The 20290-nt window shown below is 59.8% G+C and carries 20 protein-coding genes; 6 read left to right on the top strand and 14 right to left on the bottom strand.

Going from position 1 to position 20290, the window contains the following annotated elements:
- Positions 1-136 precede the first annotated feature (136 nt).
- The 5 genes from CHB75_RS07375 to CHB75_RS21625 all read right to left on the bottom strand — a co-directional run bounded on the left by CHB75_RS07375 (position 137) and on the right by CHB75_RS21625 (position 2845).
- Complete coding sequence (locus CHB75_RS07375) at positions 137-661, bottom strand: GNAT family N-acetyltransferase (protein ID WP_245840783.1); 525 nt, start codon at positions 659-661, stop codon at positions 137-139.
- Between the two features lie 234 nt (positions 662-895).
- Positions 896-1429, bottom strand: coding sequence for a phage tail protein (locus CHB75_RS07370; protein WP_089269898.1), 534 nt, complete (start codon positions 1427-1429; stop codon positions 896-898).
- A 10-nt stretch (positions 1430-1439) separates the two neighbouring features.
- The gene (locus tag CHB75_RS07365) at positions 1440-1958 is read right to left on the bottom strand and encodes a phage tail protein (RefSeq protein WP_089269897.1); all 519 of its coding nucleotides are present in this window, start codon (positions 1956-1958) and stop codon (positions 1440-1442) included.
- Between the two features lie 16 nt (positions 1959-1974).
- A complete protein-coding gene (locus tag CHB75_RS07360) occupies positions 1975-2457 on the bottom strand; it encodes a phage tail protein (protein WP_245840780.1) in 483 nt (160 codons plus the stop codon).
- Positions 2458-2683: 226 nt separating this feature from the next.
- Positions 2684-2845, bottom strand: coding sequence for a hypothetical protein (locus CHB75_RS21625; protein WP_176439080.1), 162 nt, complete (start codon positions 2843-2845; stop codon positions 2684-2686).
- A gap of 154 nt (positions 2846-2999) precedes the next feature.
- Between CHB75_RS21625 and CHB75_RS07355 the strand changes: the two genes are divergently transcribed.
- The gene (locus CHB75_RS07355) at positions 3000-5360 is read left to right on the top strand and encodes a beta strand repeat-containing protein (protein ID WP_176439079.1); all 2361 of its coding nucleotides are present in this window, start codon (positions 3000-3002) and stop codon (positions 5358-5360) included.
- 558 nt (positions 5361-5918) lie between these two features.
- On the opposite strand, the gene ilvC is transcribed toward CHB75_RS07355, so the two are convergent.
- Complete coding sequence (ilvC, locus tag CHB75_RS07350) at positions 5919-6941, bottom strand: ketol-acid reductoisomerase (RefSeq protein WP_089269894.1); 1023 nt, start codon at positions 6939-6941, stop codon at positions 5919-5921.
- 166 nt (positions 6942-7107) lie between these two features.
- Between ilvC and CHB75_RS07345 the strand changes: the two genes are divergently transcribed.
- From CHB75_RS07345 to CHB75_RS07335, 3 genes are all read left to right on the top strand, one after another.
- Positions 7108-7563, top strand: coding sequence for an Lrp/AsnC family transcriptional regulator (locus tag CHB75_RS07345; RefSeq protein WP_089269893.1), 456 nt, complete (start codon positions 7108-7110; stop codon positions 7561-7563).
- Positions 7560-8015 carry an Lrp/AsnC family transcriptional regulator gene (locus tag CHB75_RS07340; protein ID WP_089269892.1) on the top strand — a complete coding sequence of 152 codons (456 nt, stop codon included), beginning with the start codon at positions 7560-7562 and terminating at the stop codon, positions 8013-8015. Before CHB75_RS07345 ends, CHB75_RS07340 begins: the two co-directional genes overlap by 4 nt.
- A 77-nt stretch (positions 8016-8092) precedes the next feature.
- A complete protein-coding gene (locus tag CHB75_RS07335; RefSeq protein ID WP_089269891.1) occupies positions 8093-9217 on the top strand; it encodes an aminotransferase class V-fold PLP-dependent enzyme in 1125 nt (374 codons plus the stop codon).
- A 65-nt stretch (positions 9218-9282) separates the two neighbouring features.
- On the opposite strand, the gene CHB75_RS07330 is transcribed toward CHB75_RS07335, so the two are convergent.
- Both CHB75_RS07330 and CHB75_RS07325 read right to left on the bottom strand, forming a co-directional pair.
- Positions 9283-10500, bottom strand: coding sequence for a UbiH/UbiF family hydroxylase (locus CHB75_RS07330; protein WP_089269890.1), 1218 nt, complete (start codon positions 10498-10500; stop codon positions 9283-9285).
- Between the two features lie 68 nt (positions 10501-10568).
- On the bottom strand, positions 10569-11213 hold the full coding sequence (locus CHB75_RS07325) for a pyrimidine 5'-nucleotidase (protein WP_089269889.1): 645 nt from the start codon (positions 11211-11213) through the stop codon (positions 10569-10571).
- Positions 11214-11424: 211 nt separating this feature from the next.
- Between CHB75_RS07325 and CHB75_RS07320 the strand changes: the two genes are divergently transcribed.
- Positions 11425-12069, top strand: a complete 645-nt coding sequence (locus tag CHB75_RS07320) for a GntR family transcriptional regulator (protein ID WP_089269888.1) — start codon at positions 11425-11427, stop codon at positions 12067-12069.
- Here the strand turns inward: CHB75_RS07320 and CHB75_RS07315 are convergent.
- Complete coding sequence (locus tag CHB75_RS07315; RefSeq protein WP_245840777.1) at positions 12066-13949, bottom strand: glycosyltransferase family 2 protein; 1884 nt, start codon at positions 13947-13949, stop codon at positions 12066-12068. The genes CHB75_RS07320 and CHB75_RS07315 overlap by 4 nt on opposite strands.
- A gap of 145 nt (positions 13950-14094) precedes the next feature.
- Entirely contained in the window at positions 14095-15258 is a 1164-nt protein-coding gene (gene carA, locus CHB75_RS07310; RefSeq protein WP_089269887.1) for a glutamine-hydrolyzing carbamoyl-phosphate synthase small subunit, read from the bottom strand.
- Between the two features lie 185 nt (positions 15259-15443).
- Here carA and CHB75_RS07305 point away from each other — a divergent pair, with 185 nt between their 5' ends.
- Positions 15444-15908, top strand: a complete 465-nt coding sequence (locus CHB75_RS07305; protein ID WP_089269886.1) for a GatB/YqeY domain-containing protein — start codon at positions 15444-15446, stop codon at positions 15906-15908.
- A 166-nt stretch (positions 15909-16074) separates the two neighbouring features.
- Here CHB75_RS07305 and CHB75_RS07300 read toward each other — a convergent pair whose 3' ends face one another.
- From CHB75_RS07300 to ctaD, 4 genes are all read right to left on the bottom strand, one after another.
- On the bottom strand, positions 16075-16986 hold the full coding sequence (locus CHB75_RS07300) for a hypothetical protein (protein ID WP_089269885.1): 912 nt from the start codon (positions 16984-16986) through the stop codon (positions 16075-16077).
- 10 nt (positions 16987-16996) lie between these two features.
- Positions 16997-17503 carry a DUF2244 domain-containing protein gene (locus tag CHB75_RS07295; protein ID WP_089269884.1) on the bottom strand — a complete coding sequence of 169 codons (507 nt, stop codon included), beginning with the start codon at positions 17501-17503 and terminating at the stop codon, positions 16997-16999.
- A gap of 55 nt (positions 17504-17558) precedes the next feature.
- A complete protein-coding gene (locus tag CHB75_RS07290; RefSeq protein ID WP_089269883.1) occupies positions 17559-18314 on the bottom strand; it encodes a metallophosphoesterase family protein in 756 nt (251 codons plus the stop codon).
- Between the two features lie 227 nt (positions 18315-18541).
- The gene (gene ctaD, locus CHB75_RS07285; protein ID WP_089269882.1) at positions 18542-20215 is read right to left on the bottom strand and encodes a cytochrome c oxidase subunit I; all 1674 of its coding nucleotides are present in this window, start codon (positions 20213-20215) and stop codon (positions 18542-18544) included.
- Positions 20216-20290: the final 75 nt, after the last annotated feature.

The raw sequence follows: 20290 nt of genomic DNA, 5'->3' as shown, positions 1-20290 counted from the left end.
AAGGTCGTCCTGCTTTTCCGTGCGGGATGAGGCTTCATTAGGGCTCCGGGATTTGAAGGGTTTCAGGACCCGGCATACAAAACCTGGCAGTTTTAATAATACAGCTTTGGCCAGTTCATCGAGTAAATTCAGACAGCTACCTGCGACAGTGGCCGGTCTCTGCAGGGCGCCATACCAGCAGATCGTAGACGCCCTTATCTTCGGTCTGTTTGAATCCGAGGCGGTGATACAGAGACATCGCCGGGTTGGCCTTTTCAACATGAATACCGATATTTTTAGCGGTCGCTGCGGCTTCGGACTGTAAATCCTCTAGAATGTCCGCCCCGATACCCTTCCCTCGCGCATCCGGTATCAGAGCGATGTCGATGATACGCAGCTCGCTGGCCCACCGCTCAATATAAAGCCTGCCAATAGGTGCCGAATTCATCTCAATGATCAGCCAGAGCGCATCCGTATAGTGCTTTTGATAATGCTCGTGCTGCGCCCGAAACTGCATGTCGATAAAGGATTGTTTTTGCTCATCACTCCAGGGCAAGCCAGACATTTCTTCCTCGCGGGTTGAACGGTACAAACGAGAGAGGAACGGCATATCGGCGTCTGTCATGTCGCGATAGCTCACACCAAAGCGGGACACACGGTCAGTCGGCGGAAAATTGTTCACGGAAAGCGGACCCTGTGTGAGATCATGGCAGGTCGGAGCGCCGAATATCTGGCGCCATTGGCAGTTCAATCAGCAGCAGGCAGCGTTCCCCGGAGCAGCCTATTCCTTCACTCGATCGCCAGATATACTCGTTGATCGAGTGGACGTTCAGCTGCCCTGCGAAATGATTGTCCGCACATGCTGAACGTCGAGGAGGGCGGCGTAAAGGAGATACCTTACTCCTCGACGTTATGACTAGCTCCGGGAGGGATAAATACCGGCCAGGGCGATGATGAAGTTCAACGTCAGATACGGCTGAAGATTGGTGTGCGACTGGTTCCCACCTGCCGCCGCCACAGCTTCCTCTGCCAAATCGACTAGGTTTCCAGACGTGTCGGATTGATACAGGTTGTCACCGAAACTTGAACGCGACAACGAGGTTGTGGTGCCGGGCGCCATGTTTGCGGTTGCCGCTGACGTTGTGGCGCGTACTGTGTGCGTGTGTTTGGGGATATGTTCCTCTGTCAGTAATGCCGTTTCATTTCCATCCTTTTCGCCAAGTCGTCGAGCCGTCAGACCCGGGCCGCGTCCCGGGTGCATCGGGGCACGTCCCTGAAGATTGGGCAACGCAGTGGTAGTCCTGCCATCGCCCCCATAGGTGGTCCCTATCAGTGAAAACAATGCTGTATTGTTGGACACTGGCAGCAATTGACCATCACAAAACGCCCAGGATCTCGGTGCAAAGTTCCCCGCAAAGATGCGGATTTCTGCGATAAATGGTTCCGACATATCAATGCTCCTACTGACGACTTGGGTAAATGCCAAACAAGGCGATTATAAAGTGGACGCAGAGGGTCGGCATCAAATTGGTATGCTGGCGGGATCCCCCGGTATGCGACAGCATTGATTGGGCCATATTCGTGTCCTGCGCTGTCTCACTGTAAAAGTTGACGCCAACACCCATGGCAGCAACATTGCCTTCCGGTCCGGCCGCAGTCGCTTCTTTCGTCTGGGCGTGGAAGTCGTGACCATGGATGGGGAGCTCATTCATGGTCAGGGTGACGTGCTCCGTGCCGGCCTTGCTTCCCAATCGCCGCGAACTGAGCCCCGGGCCGTCACCGAAGTGGAGCGGCACACGCCCGCGCATGTCAGGCAGTCCAAAAGTCGTTCTTCCGTCGCCGCCATATATCGTCCCAATCAACGAGAAAAGCGCGTCATTTTGGGACACAGCCAACAATTGGCCGTCACAAAACGCCCAACCGACTGGGGCGAAATTACCGGCAAACATGCGAATCTCACCAATAAATGGTTCTGACATTCAATATCCTCCAATCTTAATTTTGTGAGGGGAAAAGCCCCTGTAGGGCGATGCAGAACGCCACTGTAAGATAGGGCTGCATGTTTTCATGCGGCTGTCCGCCACTTGCATAGGACACTGTCCCTTCTCGCAAAGCGGTCATGTTTGGTGCCTCGGGCGCATGATAGGCGAGGTCATTCCCCGCCTCGGCGGCAAGCACATGATCTGTGGGAACAGGACTGTCACCGGCAAGCGAGGACGCTTTCGCAGTATGGGTATGTGCGGGCATCTCGGCAGTTGTCAGCGCCACGCCTTCCGAACCGCTTGCGCGCCCAAGATTAAACCCATCTCCCATATGAAGCGGCGTGCGGCCGCGCAGATCGGGCAAAGCAAATGTCGTGCGCCCGTCACCACCGTATGTCGTGCCCAAAAGGGAATATAGTGATTGGTTCTGGTTGATCGGCAGGAACTGCCCGTCAAGAAAGGCCCAGCCTCTTGGCGCAAAATTGAAACTCACCATTCGAATTTCAGCTAAAAATGGCTCTGACACGTAAACCTCCCGTGTTTGGTACTAATAGTTCGCCTCTTTCAGATTCTTGAGTGTGGCCAAAAACGCAACACATGCGACGATCTCGATTGAAAATTAGTCAATTTCTCAGGTAAGGGTTGCGCTTATTGCTAATGGGCTCAAGTTATGCTTGCATTTATTATCGGGGCACGCAAACGAAATTTGTTCGTTGGGCGGCTCACAAGCGGGGCACCACACGCATGACACTTTTCAAACGGATACTTTTCGCAATCATTTGTCGCTTGACGGCCTTCTTCTCGGCCATTTGGATCTCTCTCTTATCAAAGCGCTCGATTGTCAGACTGGCCACGCTACTTTTGAGCCTGGTCTTTTTGGGCATGGTACCGACCGGCGCGCGTGCTGCGTTCAACGACTGCCCCCCGACGGCAAACAATGTGTCTGACGCTCAGATAGCATTGAATCTGACCGACGATGAATGCATCTACTCTTCGACTCTTCCGTCATCAAACACAGACGGATCAGAGCAGTTCATTTTGATCGAAGTTATTGATGGCGCCGGTTCTACCAATTTCCAAACCTTTGACGGCGGAGGCGATTCCGGAAATCCCATCGTGCTTCAGGTCAACGCAACTCCGGTCGCGAGCTCGCCGACTAACTTCAATTGCTCAGCCGGGTGCAATGTTAGTGGAACATATGGGGGGACGCCGTTCACATCCTTCGTTTATACATTTTCTGGTGGAAGCGGAACGAACAGCGGTGCGGTCGGTCCGCCCGCCAATCTTGCGGCCACCTCTGGCGGGGGTCAGAGCACGGCGATCTCGACCGGGTTCGCCAGCGCGCTTGTGGCGACGGTGACGGATGCGGGCGGCAACCCGGTGGCGGGTGAGACGGTGAGCTTTGCGGTGCCGGGATCGGGCGCCAGCGCGACACTTTCTGCGAGTTCCGGTGTGACCAACGCCTCGGGCCAGGTGTCGGTGACGGCGACGGCGAATGCGACGGCGGGGTCGTATAATGTGACGGCCAGCAGCGGCAGCCTCAGCAATGTGACCTTTGCGCTGACCAACACGGCGGGGGCGGCGGCGACGCTTGCGGCCACCTCTGGCGGGGGTCAGAGCACGGCGATCTCGACCGGGTTCGCCAGCGCGCTTGTGGCGACGGTGACGGATGCGGGCGGCAACCCGGTGGCGGGTGAAACGGTGAGCTTTGCGGTGCCGGGATCGGGCGCCAGCGCGACACTTTCGGCGAGTTCGGGTGTGACCAACGCCTCGGGCCAGGTGTCGGTGACGGCGACGGCGAATGCGACGGCGGGGTCGTATAATGTGACGGCCAGCAGCGGCAGCCTCAGCAATGTGACCTTTGCGCTGACCAACACGGCGGGGGCGGCGGCGACGCTTGCGGCCACCTCTGGCGGGGGTCAGAGCACGGCGATCTCGACCGGGTTCGCCAGCGCGCTTGTGGCGACGGTGACGGATGCGGGCGGCAACCCGGTGGCGGGTGAGACGGTGAGCTTTGCGGTGCCGGGATCGGGCGCCAGCGCGACACTTTCGGCGAGCTCCGGTGTGACCAACGCCTCGGGCCAGGTGTCGGTGACGGCGACGGCGAATGCGACGGCGGGGTCGTATAATGTGACGGCCAGCAGCGGCAGCCTCAGCAATGTGACCTTTGCGCTGACTAACGCGGATGTAACAGCGCCATCTGTCACGCTGACGACTTCGGCCACCGGCAGCATGCCTGGGAAATCCTTCTCTGTGAATGCGGCATTCTCTGAGACTGTGGTGGGCTTCACCGCTTCGGATGTCGCTGTCACAAATGGCTCGGTCTCAGGGCTGGCAGGGAGTGGCGCAAGTTACGTGATCACGATCAGCCCGACGGGCGGCGGTGACACCACTGTTTCCATTCCGGCAAGCGTCGTTCAGGACACGTCTGGTAATGACAACCTGGCATCGAACACGCTGTCGATCCAAAGCGAAACAATCACTGAAACGGCCCGCGTCGTAAAGCAGTTCATCGAACGGCGCTCGGGTCTTTTGCTTGGCAGTCAGCCTAATTTGACAGGGCTTCTGTCCGGGTCAGCCCGCGGTATCTTTAGTGCAAGTATCACGAGCAGTCAGGGTCGATTCAAATTTTCGTCCAAGCCCGGATCCGCTATCTGGACAACTTTCCATGGTTCAAAAGCCAAGGATGGGGACACCAAAAGTACGTATCTTTTCGGTGCCGTCGGAACCCACCACAAATTTCACGAGAATCTGTTAGGTGGGGTCCTTCTTGAGTACGACTATCTGGAGCAGGACACCGGGGTGTCGAGTGTCATTGGTCACGGTTGGATGGCGGGGCCTTATTTAGTGACCAAAGTGCCGGATCAGGATGTCTATCTCGAGGGCCGTCTGCTTTATGGTCGCAGCTCGAACGAGATTTCGCCATTCGGCACCTATACGGACGACATGGAGACAGAGCGGCTTCTGGCCATGTTGAAAGTATCCGGGGAGCTGCAGTACGATGTGACGACGTTAATCCCAAGTCTTCAGGTATCTTATGTAACCGATGAACAGGAGGCCTATACCGACAGTGTTGGAAACGAGATACCAAGTCAGGGCCTTGCATTAAGCGAACTCGAAATAGGTATCGACTTTGAGACTCCTGCGCCGTTTGCGCAACGTGATCGCAGGCTGCTGCTAACAGGAGGCGTCAGCGCTATTGCGAGCGATATCACCTATACGGGTGCGGCAGCGGAAACGTCCAGTAATGACGGCAGTCTGCGGGCCAGAGTGGAGCTTGGGTTCAACTATCGCTTCGCCAATCAGGAGTTGATCACTCTTGGCACATACTACGATGGTATCGGGATTTCAGACTATGAGAGCTATGGGCTTGATTTCAGCGTGAAGCTAGAATTCTAGAAAATCTAAGGGCAGAAGGTCGGGCTTCAGACAGCTGATTTATGTCGGAAGCATGGTTGTAGGCCAGCGGTTTTCTAATAGCTGAAGGCCAAATGTGAGGGCCGACGTGCATTCGCGTCGTGTGCTTGGTTGGGCGGTCTGTATCCGAACGAAGAGTGACCTTGCGATGCTGGCATTGAGGATGGGGATTGCTTTCCTGTCACCACCTAGTGTTGCGTGTGTTGCTGACGGCAGGTCAACGCGGTGAAAATATCGGTGTGCGTGGCCTGCTGCATAGTCCGCCGACCACTTGCTGGTGGACAGGGGCTATGACGCGGACTGGTATCGCGAAGCGCTTGGAAAAAAGGGAAATACTTGTGTCCAGTTGGCAGCAAACGCGGGGTCCCGATCCGGCATGATGAGGGTCACTATTGCAGGCGCCACAATATCCAGAACAGCTTTGCCCGCATCAAGGATTGGTGGCGTGTGGCTACCGACAGGTGCGCAAAGGTCTTCCTGTCTCAGAAAAAACTCAGGCCGGGCAATTGCCCGGCCTGTTTGATCGCATAGTGGTCGTAATCAGTTTTTCGCCTTGTCGACCATCTTGCCCGCGGAAATCCAAGGCATCATGGCGCGCAGCTTTTCACCGACCTGTTCGATCTGGTGTTCGTCGTTCAGGCGGCGAGTCGCCTTGAAGAACGGCTGGCCGACGGTGTTTTCCTGCATGAAGTCACGCACGAATTTGCCGTTCTGGATGTCGGTCAGGACCTCTTTCATCCGTGCCTTGGTTTCGGCATAGGGCAGGATGCGCGGACCGCTGACGTATTCGCCATATTCCGCAGTGTTCGAAATCGAGTAGTTCATGTTTGCGATGCCGCCTTCATAGATCAGGTCGACGATCAGCTTCACTTCGTGCAGGCATTCGAAATAGGCCATCTCGGGCTCATAACCCGCTTCGACCAGCGTCTCAAAGCCCATGCGGATCAGTTCGACCAGACCACCACAGAGAACCGCCTGTTCACCAAAGAGGTCGGTTTCGCATTCCTGACGGAAGTTCGTTTCGATCACGCCCGAGCGGCCGCCACCGATGGCCGAGCAATAGGACAGGCCGATTTCCAGCGCCTTGCCAGATGCGTCGTTGTGTACGGCCACGAGGCAGGGCACGCCGCCGCCTTTGGTGTATTCGCCACGCACGGTGTGACCCGGGCCCTTGGGGGCCATCATGATGACGTCGGTGCCGGGCTTGGGTTCGATCAGGCCGAAGTGGACGTTCAGGCCGTGGGCGAATGCGATTGCAGCGCCGTCGCGCAGGTTGTCATGCACGTACTTCTTGTAGGTCTCTGCCTGAAGTTCGTCGGGCATTGTGAACATGATCAGGTCGCACCAGGCTGCTGCTTCTGCGATGCCCATGACCTTGAGGCCTTCGCCTTCGGCCTTCTTGGCCGAGGGGGAGCCTTCACGCAGCGCGACGACGACGTTCTTGGCGCCGGAATCGCGCAGGTTGAGGGCATGGGCGTGGCCCTGGCTGCCGTAGCCGAGGATCGCGACCTTCATGTCCTTGATCAGGTTGATGTCGCAGTCACGGTCATAATAAACGCGCATGATGAGCTTCCTTCCGAAGTGATGGCGCTGACCCGTTGTTTGGGCTCTGGCCGAATGATGTGAGCTGTAGCATATGGATTAGCTTGCGAAGGACTTGCCGAAATGGCGGGATTTCGCGTTATATCTGCGCTTTTCATTCGCTTGATTGGAGTTTACTGACATATTCATGCTTGATGACACAGACCGCCGTATCCTGCGCCAGTATCAGGCGACTCCCGAAGCGCCCGCCGCAGAACTGGCTGAGCGTTGTGGCGTCACCGCGACCACCCTGGCGCGGCGGCTCGATCGGATGCGGAACACCGGGGTGCTGCGCGGGGTGCGGGGTATGATTCACTGGCCAGCGCTTGGTTACACGGTCGAGGTGTCCCTGCGCATCACGCTGGACAAATCCCGGCCGCAGGCGTTCGAGGAATTCGCCGAAGCCGCGCGGCAGGTGCCCGAGGTGATCGAGATCCAGACTTTTCTGGGACAGGTCGATGCCCGTCTGTCAGTGATCGCCCGGGATATGGCCCACTACCAGCAGGTTTATCGCGGACAGATTTTGACGCTGCCGCATATCACCGACATAGACGCGCTGATGCATGTGGCACGGCTCAAGACCGATGAAAGCCTGCCACTGTGATCGATCTGGACGAAACCGACCGCGCGCTGATCCGCGCGCTGGCGCTGGACGCAACCCAGAGCGCCGGGGCGCTTGGGCGTGAATTGGGCCTGTCGCAGCCCGCCTGTTGGCGGCGGATCAAGCGGCTGCGCGAAGCGGGCGTATTCCGTGGCCTGCGGCTGGATCTGGACCGTGAGGCACTGGGGTTTGGCGTCACGGTTTTCCTGGGAGTGAAGCTTGCCACCAAGGGTCGCGTATCCTTGCAGGATTTCGAGCGCGCGGTGAGCGCCATCCCCGAGGTGCAGACGGTCGAGCACGTTCTTGGAATGTATGACTACCGCTTGCGGGTCGTGGCGCGGGACATCTCGGATTTTGAACGCGTTCTGCGGCGGCGGATCATGACGCTGCCGGGGGTGGGGAATCTGGATGCCAACGTGCTCTTGTCCGAGGAACGGCTGCCGGGGCCGATCTGAGACCTTTGGTTTAGAGGAAGTCCTTTGCCAAACCGACGCCGACAGGATAGTCAGCGCGCAACCAGAGGAGACTGCAAATGGCTTTGCTTGATCAGGTGGACCCCACGGGGCTTGATGAATTTTCGGTGGTCTTTACGGACCGGTCGCTGAACCACATGTCGGCGACGTTTCAGCAGGTAATGCGCGACATCTCGGGCATGTTGAAAGAAGTTTATCACGCCGATGCCGTGGCCATCGTCCCGGGTGGTGGCACCTATGGGATGGAGGCTGTGGCGCGCCAGTTCGGTCGCGATGCGAACGTTCTCGTCGTGCGGAACGGATGGTTTTCCTACCGTTGGACCCAGATATTCGAGGCTGGTGGCTTCGCGGGTGAGACCCATGTGATGAAGGCCCGCCAGACCGGCAACGGCGCTCAGGCACCGTTTGCACCCGCGCCGATCGAAGAGGTGACCGCGCAGATCCGCGAAATCAAGCCGGACATCGTCTTTGCGCCGCATGTGGAAACTTCGGCCGGGATCATCCTGCCCGATGATTATCTGACCGCGCTCGCGGCGGCGGCACATGAGGTGGGCGCGTTGATGGTGCTGGATTGCATCGCAAGCGGTTGCATCTGGGTCGACATGAAAGCGACAGGTGTGGACGTACTGATTTCTGCCCCTCAAAAGGGCTGGTCTGCCACCCCCTCTGCGGGACTCGTCATGCTGTCAGAACGCGCCGTTGCGCGGATGGCCGAAACCACGTCCGACAGCTTTGCCTGCGACCTGAAGAAATGGCATCAGATCATGCTGGCTTACGAAAACGGCGGCCATGCCTATCATGCAACCATGCCGACGGACAGCCTGCGGGCCTTCCGCGACACCGTCCTGGAGACGCGCGATTATGGTTTCTCTCGCCTGAAAGAGGCGCAGTGGGCGCTGGGGACGGCTGTGCGGCAGATGCTGGCCGATAAGGGCGTAAAATCAGTCGCCGCCGAAGGTTTCGGCGCGCCCGGCGTGGTGGTCAGCTACACCGATGATCCAGAGGTTCAGTCTGGCCGTGCCTTCGCCGCCAAGGGCATGCAAATCGCGGCTGGCGTACCGCTCCAGTGTGATGAACCTGCGGGCTTCAGCACCTTTCGACTGGGCCTGTTTGGTCTGGACAAACTTTATGATGTGGACGGCACCGTGGCGCGTCTGCACAAAGTGATCGATCAGGTTTTCTGACTGGCATTTGCCCTGTTGGTGGCAGCGTCATCAACAGGGCAACTACCGCCCGGCTAATCCGCGATTTAGCGTGATGGCTCAGGGATTTGGCGACCGATCGTTCCCAGCCCCACCTGCATCAGTTTGGCACGCAGGGGTTTGAGCGCATAAAGCGCGTCAAGGCCTGCCGCACGGGCGTCGCGCAACAGCGGATCCGATACCATAGAGGCGCGGTTCAACAGGGTGATCCCGGCCACCCGGGCGCGGATATCGGCGATGCGTTTCGCGTGATAGGCATCCAGCATTTCTACGGAACCCAGGGTGCCCCGCTGCGCCATGGCCAGATCCAGCAGCACATCCAGATCCGCAAGGCTCATGTTCAGGCCCTGCGCGCCGATTGGCGGCAGCACATGCGCCGCCTCGGCCACCAGTGCGACCCTTTCACCTGACAGGCGATGCGCCACCTGGGCGATAATCGGCCAAAGGCCACGCCGACTGGCCAGTTTCAGCGGGCCGAATAGCTGGCAGGACCGCGCCGACATCGCTTCTTCGAATTCCGGTACGTCCAGCTGCATCAGCGCGTCGGCCTTTGCCGCCTCTTCCATCCAGACGATGGCCGATGATGGCTGCCCGTCGATATCGGGCAGCGGGACAAAGGTGAAAGGCCCGCCGGTACGGTGGATTTCGGTCGAGACGTTCTGATGCGGGACAGGGTGGGTCACGGCAAAAGCCAGCGCCTTTTGTCCAAAGCGCGTGGTCGTCACGCCGATATCCGCGGCCCGGCGCATGGGGGAATCGCGCCCATCCGCGGCGACCACCAGCCGGGTGATCACACGGCTGCCGTCGCTGAGACTGACCCTGGCCGAGGCGGTGCGGGTGAACAAACCCGTGGTTGCCATGCCGGGGCGAAAATCAACCGTGCCCAGATCAGCAAGATGCGCGCTCAGCTCGCGGCGCAGCAGCCAGTTGGGCAGGTTCCAGCCAAAGGGGGCATCCGAAATTTCGCTGGCGTCGAATTCGCGGGTCACGCGGGGCTCAGGATCGGTCCCCCCAGCGTCAACGATGCGCATGACCTGCAGCGGCATGGCGTGATTCGCAAGCCGATCCCAAATCCCCGCGCGTTCAAGAAAGCCGCGCGCAGGCTGAAGAAATGCGGTGCTGCGCAGGTCGGCACCTGCGGCCTCTCGGTCGGTCACGGGAGGTGTGGGGTCGACGCAAAGCACAGAAAAGCCCTGCGTCCCAAAGGCCGCAGCGGCTGTCAGTCCGGCGATCCCGCCGCCAGATATTACGATGTCATAGTCCATATCGACCTCCTGCCAAGGATATCTAGCAGCCCGGCGCGTCAGGGCACTGCATCATCGCGCCGCAGGGGTCATGTAAGTCGGGCGAGAAACGAGCCAAGGTCGTCAGTGTGATGGTGGATGTGGTCAGCCTTGAAAGGCTCGGGCGCGACATGAACGGTGCGCATCCCCATTGCATGCGGTTCGGTCAGGTTGCGAACGTCATCCTCGAACATCGCGGCCGTGCGGGTGTCGGTGCCGTCGCGGGCAAAGACGGCCTCGAACGCGGCGCGTTCCGGTTTGGGCGCGAAATCAGCATGTTCGACGCCATAGAGGGCGTCAAATGCCGCCTCAAGTCCGCGCGCCTTGAGTACTTGCGCGGCATAAGGGGCAGTTCCGTTGGTGTAAACGATCTTGCGCCCCGGCAGGCCAGAGATAAGGGCGGCCAGATGTGGATCGGGGTCCAGCGTGTCGAAAGTGATGTCGTGCACCTCTTCCAGATAGGGGGCAGGATCGACATCATGTTCGCGCATGAGCCCGGCAAGGGTCGTGCCGTAGGTGCGCCAATAATGGCCACGCAAGAAGTTCGCGCGGACGTGATTCACGCCAAGCGCCTGCATGACAAAGCGGGTCATGCGCACCTCGATTTGATCGAAAAGCCTCGCGGCAGGCGGATAGAGGGTGTTGTCGAGATCGAACACCCAAGTGCGGACATGTGAGAAGCTTTGCTTGATCATGGCGCGAGGCTACCGCCCGACGCGATCTGGTGCAATCGCTGATGCACGAGTAGCGCGCGTCGATATGAAAAGATTTAAGGAACGCCAATGAGCACTTTAGCTTTGGCGGTTTTCTTCAGTAATTCCCGCTATCCTTTAGTGCGATGCCGCTGCGCTTGATTGACGGGGCGGCACGGGGCTATCGTGCGCCAAGCGGTAAAAAGGACAGCAGATGAATCAAGTCAAGGCACAGCAGAAGGATGCCTATACGCTGATCCTCGAAGCGATTGACGTCGGCGTTTACAAGCCGGGTGACCGGCTGGTGGAAAGCGATCTCGCAGATCGTTTCGGTGTGTCCCGCACCCCCATCCGCGAGGCATTGCAACGGCTTGAGACGCAATCCTTGCTGGCGCGGGACGGGCGGTCGTTGATTGTCGCCTCGCTTGATCACAACCAGATGGCCGAACTCTACGTGGTGCGTACCGAGCTTGAGGGGCTGGCGGCCAGACTGGCGGCACGTCATGCCACCGAAGAGGAAATCCAGGTCCTGCATGACATGGTCGAGGAAGACCGCGCCCTGCTGGACAATCCCGGAGCGCTGGCGCGGGCGAATCGACGGTTCCACCAGCAGATCCATCTTGCCTCGCACAACCGCTATCTGGTCCAGCAGCTTGATCTGGTGCATCGGTCCATGGCGCTGATGGCGACCACCTCGCTTGCGGCGCAAGGACGAGGTGAAATTGCGCTGGCCGAGCATCTGGCGATTGTCGACGCCATTTCAAAACGCGATGAAGCGGCGGCCTACCGGGCGCTGCGCGACCATATCTCCGTAGCCTTCGTGACGCGGCTCAAGCTGGACAGCAAGGCCAAGGGTTAATCTTTGGCCTGATCTGCGCCGGCGTTGTCGGGCGGGGAATGGCCATGTGTGGTCTTGTCCCAGTAGAACGGTTTGACCACCAGTTCGTAAAGCCCCTTGTAGGCTGCGACGACACCCAACGGGAAATAGAGAAACATCGTCGGCACCCAGATCAGCAGTCCGTCATGCGGGCTTCGCGCCACGGCGGCGAGACTGACAAGAAGGGAGATCGCCTCGGATATCAGAAAAATGCTGATCAATGCCGTCATCAGACCGGGAGCAATCAGGCCGCTTAAAGGGTGGGGCAAGCCGAACACGATAAGCCAGAAAGACCAGAGTGCGGGGAGCAGAAGAAACTGCAGGATCGCCGTTAAAAAAACCAGTTGAAAACCAAGAAATTTCCAAGGGCCAAGAGTGTGCATGAGGCGTGCGGGGCGGCGCATGTGAACGCGGTAGGTGACCATATATCCCTTGAGCCAACGCGAACGTTGTTTGATCCATGGCCAGATGCGGTTGTTCGCCTCTTCACGGGTAACGGTGGGCAGCAGTTCAGTGACATAGCCATAGCGGGCGAGACGGATACCCAGATCGGCATCCTCTGTCACGTTGTGCGCATCCCAGCCACGCACCTTTTCCAGCGCTGCGCGACGAAAGAAGACGGTCGTCCCACCCAGCGGAATTGCGAATCCCAGCCGCGCAAGGCCGGGCAACAGAACGCGGAACCATGTCGCGTATTCTATGGCAAAGCATCGCGACAGCCAGTTGGCGCGCGGGTTGTAGAAATCGAGGATGCCCTGAATGCAGGCTACATGATCGGGGGTTTGCGAAAATCGATCAGCCACGCGGCTGATCTGATTGGCGGCGGGGGCGTCTTCGGCGTCATAGACCCCGATAATTTCGCCCCGGCAAAAGCTCAGCGCATAGTTCATTGCACGCGGCTTGGTGGTGATCGTCCCCGGGGGGACTTCGACGATCCGCATCCAGGGCGGATATTCGGCCTGGTCCAGAGCGGCGCGGGTCGGGCTATCTCCCGCTTCCAGTACAAGGATGACGTCTAGCAGCGCCTTTGGGTAATCCAGCCGGCTCAGGCGGGTGATCAGTGTAGCCGCGATGCCCTGTTCGCGGACGAGCGGCACGAGTAAAGAGACTGTGGGGCGGGCGGTCTTCGATGCGAGCGCTGCGGCGGAAGAGGCGGCGCGAGAAGCAAACAGCGCTGCCAGTTTGAGTCCCTGCGCCATCAGCAGGGTGATTAGCGCAAGCGCGACGATTACTGCAAAGAACAGGGTAGGGGCGAAAGCCAGGAACGCCAGACAAGCCGCAGCAAAGCCCGCCGCGACAAATCCGCGGCCAAGGGTCATCCGATTGATGTCACGCGAGCTTTCTGCAGCAATCACACATGTTTCGGCGCGCGCTGCTAGTTCGCCGCCGTGGCGGGCAACAATAAGGGCCTGAATGTCCGCTTCGGACACCATTCCCATCACTACCGGGCCCAGCGTGGCGGTCAATTGTGGGCGCAAGGCCTGGAACTCTTCGGGGCGGGCGGTCGCGATGACCGTGGTCGGGCCGATCCGTGTCCAGGGTAGTATGCCGTGCTTGAGACAGAAGGCCGGATCAAGCAGCCCGCATAACGTCGCATCCGGGGCCAAGATGGCCGGATCAAGGCAGCTCACCCCGAGTTGACGTGCCTGTGCCGAAAGCATCTGATCCGGGGTGGTCAAGCCGTCAGCGACAAGAATGCGGTCCAGCGCGGTTCCGCTGTGTGCTGCCTGAGCCAAGGCACCGAGCATGTCCGTGGGCGACACGATACCCGACTGGACGAGGGTTTTGCTGATGGGGCGCGGACCGGCTGCCCCCGCATGGGCAAGGTTGGCCGTGACATCACTCAGATGCTGTTCACTCATACCGATCCTCGACGTATTACGGGATCAGATGAAGATGGTATGGTTAAGGTAGCGTTAAAATTAACACAATTTCAGCATTGATGAACCCAGACCTAACAGCAGAGGTCCGCAAGACTGGGTCAATCGCGCAAACAACGGAGACGATTCAACGCGCCTCGGAAGCTTTCTCCATCGATTCCGCGAAACGTTCGAACAGGTAGAAACTATCCTGGGGGCCGGGGCTTGCCTCGGGGTGGTGTTGCACTGAAAAGACCGGGCGGTTCGCCATGCGGATACCACAGTTCGACCCGTCAAACAGCGAGACGTGGGTTTCCAGAACCCCCTTGGGCAGGGTCTGGCTGTCGACGGCGAAACCATGGTTCATCGAGGTGATCTCGACCTTGCCGGTTTCGGTTTCCTTGACCGGATGGTTGGCGCCGTGATGGCCGTGGTTCATCTTGACCGTGCGCGCACCAAGGGCAAGCGCCAGCATCTGGTGACCCAGGCAGATGCCAAAGACCGGAATGTTGCGTTCAAGAATGCCCTTGATCGTCGGCACAGCGTAAACGCCGGTCGCAGCCGGATCGCCGGGTCCGTTGGAGAGGAACACGCCGTCCGGGCTTTGTGCCATTACATCCTCGACCGTTGCCGAGGCCGGCATCACGGTCACGTCGCACCCCGCCGACGCGAGGCAGCGCAGGATGTTGCGCTTGGCGCCATAGTCGATCGCGACGACCTTGAACCGGGGTGCAGTCTGGGGGGCGTAGCCCTGAGGCCAGGCCCAACGCATTTCATCCCAGCGGTAGGACTGAGTGCAGGTCACGTCGCGCGCAAGGTCAAGCCCGGTCAGGCCGGAAAAACCGCGGGCCTTTTCGAGCAGCGCATCAATGTCGAAAACGCCATCGGGGCTGTGCGACAAGGCAACATGCGGCGCACCCTGCTGGCGGATGGCACGTGTCAGGCGACGTGTGTCGATCCCGCCGATGGCAATGCGCCCGCGCGCCGACAGCCACTCCGAGAGCTGTGTGACCGCGCGCCAGTTCGATGATTGGGTCGGCATCCATTTGACCACCATGCCGGCGGCGACCGGGTCAGCCGTTTCGTCATCTTCGGGATTCACGCCGACATTGCCGATATGCGGGAAGGTAAAGGTCACGATCTGGCCCGCATAAGACGGGTCGGTCATGATTTCCTGATACCCCGACATGGCCGTGTTGAAGCAGAGTTCTGCCACCGTGTCGCCAGTGGCACCAAAGCCCTGTCCGTAAAAGATAGTGCCATCGGCAAGCACGAGGCATGCGGTGGGTTTCCGGGTCTGGGCGAGGGACATGGGTCAGCTCCTGTCGGGTGGCAAACTTTGGCATACCTAAGGGGCGCGCCGTGCAGGGTCAAGACCCGGGGTGGCAGGGCGATCAGGCATGAAAACAAGGGGTTTCCGCTGCGTCTGTCCGGTTGTGCCGGGATCGGGATTCGCTTAGTGTCAACAATTGGTAAAAACTCGGGGATGAATGGGCCATGGAACTGCGCGCGCGGATCACGACGGCGATGAAACAGGCAATGCGGGACAAGGCGGTTGATCGCCTGTCCACGGTGCGGCTGATCAATGCGGCAATCAAGGATCGCGACATCGCGGTGCGGGCCGAGGGCAATGACGACGGTGTCGGGGATGCCGAAGTTCTTGCCATTCTTGGCAAAATGGTCAAGCAGCGCCGCGAAAGCGCGAAGATCTACGAAGAGGGCGGACGTCTGGATCTGGCCGAGCGGGAGCTTTCCGAGATCGAGGTGATCGAGGAATTCCTGCCGAAGAAGCTTTCGGACGATGAAGTTCAGGCGGCGGTGGACGCGGCCGTTGCCGAGGTCGGCGCTGATTCCATCCGCGACATGGGGCGGGTGATGGCTGTGCTGAAAGGCAAATATACCGGGCAGATGGATTTCGCCGCAGTCGGCCCGATGGTCAAGACCCGTCTTTCAGCGAGCTGACCTGAGAGCGCTTGCCGAGCGGTTCGGCAAGCGCAGGCGGGCTTTGCCTGCGCCGTCTGCTGACCTAAGGTGAAATTCTACTGTCTTGTCGGAAGGCAGGGACGCTACCCAATCGTCGTACCGCGAATCCCCTGGAATATTCATGAACAGATGAAACCGGCTCCGGTCAGGGGGCGGGGAAGTCCTGAGCTATGGCCTGCAGAGTCGCGGCGTCCGTAATCCGGAAACGTTCCACAAAACGCGTCTTGAAACCGACCCGGCCGCGTCTGGCACCGAAGTTTTCGCCATGGTTCAGCTCATAAAGCACCGACGGCTTGCTTAGCGGCGCGAGCGGCTGATGCGCCAGTCGGGCAAGATAGGGAAACATGCGGTGTTCGTGCTGGGTCATTTCGCGCAGGAAGGCGGCGCTTTGCGGTACGGTCGAGTCGTGAAATAGCGCCACGCAAGATCCGCAGAGTTTCCAGAACGGTTTGCGCAATGGCGCTGACAGGCTGGGGGCATCTGCGAGGGCGATAGCGCCGGTCGAGGCATCGCGCACATATCCCGAACGCACCAGATATCCGCCGCGCGCCTGACGTTTCAGCATTTCGGCCACGACCCCCTGCCGCAGCAGATCATCGGCATCAAAGCTCATGACATAGCCCGGGGCCAGGTACATAGCCGTCAGGTGATTGCACAGCGCCGCCAGCTTGCGCCATTTGTCGTTGCCGGGGGTTGGATCGGCAAAGGGCAGGTGCGTGATCCGGGCATCGTCGGGCAAAGGTGGTTTGGTCTGGCAGCAGATGACTGCGCGCCAGTTGGGGTCGGACTGATCCATGAGGCTGCGCAGGGTCAGATTGAGACGTGTCGTGACGGCATCCCAGTCGCCCACGTGCTGCGGACTGACGAGCGGGATGAGAAAGGTTACGTTTTCCGCTTGGGGCCTTGGGCGGTTGGCTTGCGCGATCCTCAGATCAAGCGCGGCACGTTCAGAGCGCAGCAGGCTTTCGCCCCCGCGCGCCAGTCGCGGGCCAAAGACCGCCGCGGCGGCGGTCAGGGCGGCACGTTTGAGTTTTGGCGCGGCGGGGGCTTGGGCCATCAGAAAGAGGTCATTCGGGCTGGCCTTCGGTCAGGGTGCGCAGGCGGCTCTTCAGGTCGCCGTATAGGGTCTTGCGCTCATCCTCGGACAGGAAGGCACCGATTTCAACCTCGCGGCCTGAACCGGACAGGGTCACATAGTTCGGCACCGGTCCACCCGCTTCGTGCAGGGCGACGCGCGCCCAGTAGGTATTGCAGTGCCATGTCTGATCCGGCCCCTGCGGGTTATGGCGGACAAGATGCAGGTCCTGCGGGGTCAGGGTGAGTACCTCAAGCACCTGACGATCCCGGTCGTTGCGACGCAGGGCGTAGTACACCCCGGCCAGCGCGATCAGCAGGAATGGCAGAAGGCCCCAGAGCAGTACCGTGCCCAGAAGGCCATAAAGCGGCAGTGTGGCCATGGCAAAGGTCGCAAGGATGAAGGCCGCAAACCCCTTGGGTGGTAGCGATCTGTGCGGCCACAGACGCAGTTCAAGCGACGTCGCGCCGGGATGGGATGGGGTCCAGTCATAGGGCATGATGATCTGGTATTAGCATCTTGGCGCGGGGTGTCGAACGGGAATTTGACGCAGCTCAGCTTTCGCGCGACAGCCAGCCGGTTGTGAGCGCCGCAGCCCAGTTTGGCCGGTCGGCTGCGCGGGCCAGATCGGCCATGCGGCGGGTGTCATAGGGGAGCTGCCGGAAGGTGACCTGCCAGCCGTCGGTGCGTTGTTCCAGGATGGCATAGCTGGCGTCGGACGTGCCGGTTTGCATCACATGGGGCACCGGATGGGTGTCGTCATAGGCCGGGCACCCGACGCTGCCGGGATTGACGAGGTATTGGCCCGTGGGCAGGCGCAGCGCCCGCGCAGTATGGGTATGCCCGCAGAGAATCAGGCTGTGGTGCAGGCCAATGGCGCGTTCCGCGATGTCGGGCAGGGCGGCCATGTGGGGGATGCCGTCGGGGGTAAGTGCCTCCATCCAGTAGGTTTCGTCGTCCTGCGGGGTGGCATGGCAGAGGAATATTTCGTCGCCTATGGTGGCGGTTGCGGGCAGGCTGCGCAGCCAGTCCAGATCACCCGGGGACAGCTGACCAAAGGCGGTGCTTTCCCAGCTGCCCATGTCAGCCGGATCGGTTTCCAGCAGGTAGCGGTCATGGTTTCCGCGAATCGAGAGCATGTCACGCCCGCCTATGAGGGCGGCGGTTTCTGCGGCGGCCAGTGGGCCGCTGAAATGGTCCCCCAGATTGAGGATTTCCGTCAGTCCGGCGGTGTCGATGTCAGCAAGGACGGCGCGCAGGGCGTCGGCATTTCCATGGACGTCGGCGATGACTGCAAAGCGTTGGATCATTGGGATATTTGATCCGTGTTGAGCAGGAGTTTCAAGTGCGCAGTGGTGGATCGTGAGGTCTGGCGTGATGGGCGCTGTGGTCTGATCAAATGCTGTGCGGCGTGTTCCAGCGACGGACGTTCCTTTGTGGTTTCGCGGGAAATCCAGGCCGCCTGAGATGCCCCCAAATGCAAAAGGCCCCGCGCGATGGCGGGGCCTTTTCAAGTGTTTTTCGTAAGTTACGAAGCCTAGTGGGCGTGGCCCTTGTCCCAGTCTTCGCGCTTTGGCAGCTGCTCGAACGTATGTTCGGGCGGCGGCGAGGGCAGGGTCCATTCCAGCGTATCCGCGTATTCGTTCCACGGGTTCGCCTGAGTGCAGGCAGCGCCCTTGCGCAGTGTCCAGACCATCACGCCGATGAAGAACACGAAGGATGCGAAGGAGAGGAAGGCACCGAGCGACGAGACATAGTTCCAGGTTGCAAAGGCATCCGGGTAGTCGATGTAGCGGCGCGGCATGCCCTGACGACCAAGGAAGTGCTGCGGGAAGAAGGTGATGTTCGCACCGATGAACATCGCCCAGAAGTGCAGCTTACCTGCCCATTCGGGGTACATCTTGCCGGTCATCTTGGGGAAGTAGAAGTAGATCCCCGCGAAGATTGCGAACACGGCCCCGAGGCTCATCACGTAGTGGAAGTGCGCCACGACATAGTAGGTGTCGTGATAGGCGCGGTCGATGCCGGCCTGCGACAGGATGATGCCCGTCACGCCGCCCACGGTGAAGAGGAACAGGAAGCCGAAGGCCCAGAGCATGGGTGTCTTGAACTCGATCGAGCCGCCCCACATGGTCGCGATCCAGGAGAAGATCTTGACGCCCGTGGGAACCGCGATGACCATGGTTGCCAGCATGAAATAAGACTGCTGGGTCAAGGACATACCGACCGTGTACATGTGGTGCGCCCAGACGACAAAGCCAAGCGCGCCAATGGCGATCAGGGCCCAGACCATGGGCAGGTACCCAAAGATCGGCTTGCGTGCGAAGGTTGCGATCACGTGGCTGATGATACCAAAGCCGGGCAGGATCACGATGTACACTTCCGGGTGGCCAAAGAACCACAGGATGTGCTGGTAGAGGATCGGATCGCCACCGCCTGCGGGGTCAAAGAAGGTTGTCCCGAAGTTGCGGTCGGTCAGCAGCATGGTGATGGCACCGGCCAGAACCGGCAGCGACAGCAGGATCAGCCAGGACGTCACGAAGATCGACCACGAGAACAGCGGCACCTTGAACAGGGTCATGCCGGGGGCACGCATGTTCAGGAAGGTGGTGATCATGTTGATCGCACCGAGGATCGAAGAGGCGCCAGAGACGTGCACGGCAAAGATGGCGAGGTCCATGGACATGCCGCCTTCGCGCACCGACAGCGGCGGGTAAAGCACCCAGCCAACGCCGGAACCGAGCTGGCCATTGCCACCCGGTGCAAGCACCGAACAGACCGCCAGAGTGGTGCCCGCGACGTAGAGCCAGAACGAAAGGTTGTTCATGCGGGGGAACGCCATGTCCGGCGCGCCGATCTGCAAGGGCATGAAATAGTTGCCAAAACCGCCGAACAGGGCGGGAATGACCACGAAGAACATCATCAGGATTCCGTGGCCGGTGATGAGCACGTTCCAGAGGTGTCCGTTGGGGGTACAGTCGGCGACGGCGGCCGGCCAGAGGCGTGCGCCTTCCATGCACATGTACTGAACCCCGGGGTTCATCAATTCCATGCGCATGTACACGGTGAAGGCAACCGAGATGAACCCGGCTAAGCCCGCGACGATCAGGTAGAGAATCCCGATGTCCTTGTGGTTGGTCGACATGAACCAGCGGGTAAAGAAGCCGCGCTGATCCTCGTGTTCGTGGCCGTGAATGGCGGCGTCTGCCATGTGTGCCTCCTCGTGGGTGATAATGTGAGAGCGCAGACGTTTAGCCGCATCCGCCCCATCGGTTCCTGCCCCGTT

Source organism: Puniceibacterium sediminis (assembly GCF_900188035.1).
GTDB lineage: Bacteria > Pseudomonadota > Alphaproteobacteria > Rhodobacterales > Rhodobacteraceae > Puniceibacterium > Puniceibacterium sediminis.
This window is presented reverse-complemented; position numbering and strand designations above follow the sequence as displayed.

What these genes read in the sequence shown, in the direction of transcription:
- CHB75_RS07370 (WP_089269898.1), bottom strand. Translation starts at nt 1,429, where the DNA reads ATGTCGGAACCATTTATCGCAGAAATCCGCATCTTTGCGGGGAACTTT.
- CHB75_RS07365 (WP_089269897.1), bottom strand. Translation starts at nt 1,958, where the DNA reads ATGTCAGAACCATTTATTGGTGAGATTCGCATGTTTGCCGGTAATTTC.
- CHB75_RS07360 (WP_245840780.1), bottom strand. Translation starts at nt 2,457, where the DNA reads ATGGTGAGTTTCAATTTTGCGCCAAGAGGCTGGGCCTTTCTTGACGGG.
- CHB75_RS21625 (WP_176439080.1), bottom strand. Translation starts at nt 2,845, where the DNA reads ATGCCCAAAAAGACCAGGCTCAAAAGTAGCGTGGCCAGTCTGACAATC.
- ilvC (WP_089269894.1), bottom strand. Translation starts at nt 6,941, where the DNA reads ATGCGCGTTTATTATGACCGTGACTGCGACATCAACCTGATCAAGGAC.
- CHB75_RS07345 (WP_089269893.1), top strand. Translation starts at nt 7,108, where the DNA reads ATGCTTGATGACACAGACCGCCGTATCCTGCGCCAGTATCAGGCGACT.
- CHB75_RS07335 (WP_089269891.1), top strand. Translation starts at nt 8,093, where the DNA reads ATGGCTTTGCTTGATCAGGTGGACCCCACGGGGCTTGATGAATTTTCG.
- CHB75_RS07330 (WP_089269890.1), bottom strand. Translation starts at nt 10,500, where the DNA reads ATGGACTATGACATCGTAATATCTGGCGGCGGGATCGCCGGACTGACA.
- CHB75_RS07325 (WP_089269889.1), bottom strand. Translation starts at nt 11,213, where the DNA reads ATGATCAAGCAAAGCTTCTCACATGTCCGCACTTGGGTGTTCGATCTC.
- CHB75_RS07320 (WP_089269888.1), top strand. Translation starts at nt 11,425, where the DNA reads ATGAATCAAGTCAAGGCACAGCAGAAGGATGCCTATACGCTGATCCTC.
- CHB75_RS07315 (WP_245840777.1), bottom strand. Translation starts at nt 13,949, where the DNA reads ATGAGTGAACAGCATCTGAGTGATGTCACGGCCAACCTTGCCCATGCG.
- carA (WP_089269887.1), bottom strand. Translation starts at nt 15,258, where the DNA reads ATGTCCCTCGCCCAGACCCGGAAACCCACCGCATGCCTCGTGCTTGCC.
- CHB75_RS07305 (WP_089269886.1), top strand. Translation starts at nt 15,444, where the DNA reads ATGGAACTGCGCGCGCGGATCACGACGGCGATGAAACAGGCAATGCGG.
- CHB75_RS07300 (WP_089269885.1), bottom strand. Translation starts at nt 16,986, where the DNA reads ATGGCCCAAGCCCCCGCCGCGCCAAAACTCAAACGTGCCGCCCTGACC.
- CHB75_RS07295 (WP_089269884.1), bottom strand. Translation starts at nt 17,503, where the DNA reads ATGCCCTATGACTGGACCCCATCCCATCCCGGCGCGACGTCGCTTGAA.
- CHB75_RS07290 (WP_089269883.1), bottom strand. Translation starts at nt 18,314, where the DNA reads ATGATCCAACGCTTTGCAGTCATCGCCGACGTCCATGGAAATGCCGAC.
- ctaD (WP_089269882.1), bottom strand. Translation starts at nt 20,215, where the DNA reads ATGGCAGACGCCGCCATTCACGGCCACGAACACGAGGATCAGCGCGGC.